Here is a 1,212-nt window from a genome sequence, read left to right on the forward strand (position 1 = left end):
ACGGTCTTCGGCTACCACGTGGACGACCCCGAGCGCTTCGGCGTCGTCGAGTTCGACGGCGAGGGCCGTGCCGTCTCCATCGAGGAGAAGCCCGAGCGCCCCAAGAGCTCCTACGCCGTCACCGGCCTGTACTTCTACCCGGGCGACGTGGCAGCCAAGGCGCACGAAGTGAGGCCCTCGGCCCGCGGCGAGCTCGAGATCACCACGCTCAACCAGATGTACCTGGAGGAGGGGACGCTGTCCGTGGTGACCCTCGGCCGCGGCTACGCGTGGCTGGACACCGGCACCATGGAGAGCCTGCACGAGGCCGCGGAGTTCGTCCGCGCCGTCGAGCACTCCCAGGACCTGCCCGTGTCCGTGCCCGAGGAGATCGCCTGGGAGAACGGCTGGATCACGACCGCCGAGCTCGAGGAGGCCGCGAAGGCCTACGGCAAGTCTGTCTACGGGCAGCACCTCAAGAAGGTCGCCGCCGGCGAGATCGTCAACAGCCCGCGCGAGTACTAGGAATTGAGGAGATACTAACATGGCAGAGGAGACGTTCTCCCCCAAGAACATCATCGTCACGGGCGGCTGCGGCTTCATCGGCAGCAACTTCGTGCACTACGTCGTGAACAACCACCCCGGCGTGCACGTCACCGTCCTGGACAAGCTGACCTACGCCGGCAACCCCGAGAACATCGCCGGGCTGCCGGCGGATAGGGTCGAGCTCGTCGTGGGCGACATCTGCGACGCGGAGCTGCTGGATCGCATCGTCCCGGGCCACGACGCCATCGTGCACTACGCCGCCGAGAGCCACAACGACAACTCCATCGCGGACCCCGAGCCGTTCCTGCGCACCAACGTGGAGGGCACCTTCCGCCTGCTGGAGGCCGTCCGCAAGCACGGCATCCGCTACCACCACGTCTCCACCGACGAGGTCTACGGCGACCTGGCGCTCGACGACCCGGCGAAGTTCACCGAGGAGACGCCGTATAAGCCCTCGAGCCCCTACAGCTCCACCAAGGCGAGCTCCGACATGCTCGTGCGCGCATGGACCCGCACCTACGGGCTTCGCACCACGATCTCCAACTGCTCCAACAACTACGGCCCCTACCAGCACGTGGAGAAGTTCATCCCCAGGCAGATCACGAACATCGTCGACGGCGTGCGCCCCAAGCTCTACGGGAAGGGCGAGAACGTCCGCGACTGGATCCACACCGAGGACCACTCCAG

2 protein-coding genes are annotated in these 1,212 nt (G+C 66.4%); both read left to right on the forward strand.

All coding sequences use genetic code 11. The features are described from left to right. Positions 1-504, forward strand: a 504-nt coding sequence (locus DW171_RS09930; RefSeq protein ID WP_255413398.1) for a sugar nucleotidyltransferase, incomplete at its 5' end; no start/stop codon positions are given. A 19-nt stretch (positions 505-523) separates the two neighbouring features. Further along, a partial coding sequence (locus tag DW171_RS09935) for a dTDP-glucose 4,6-dehydratase (RefSeq protein WP_118271095.1) occupies positions 524-1,212 on the forward strand: 689 nt, incomplete at its 3' end.

Origin of the sequence: Collinsella sp. AM15-2, assembly GCF_003471985.1 — a bacterium.
GTDB lineage: Bacteria > Actinomycetota > Coriobacteriia > Coriobacteriales > Coriobacteriaceae > Collinsella.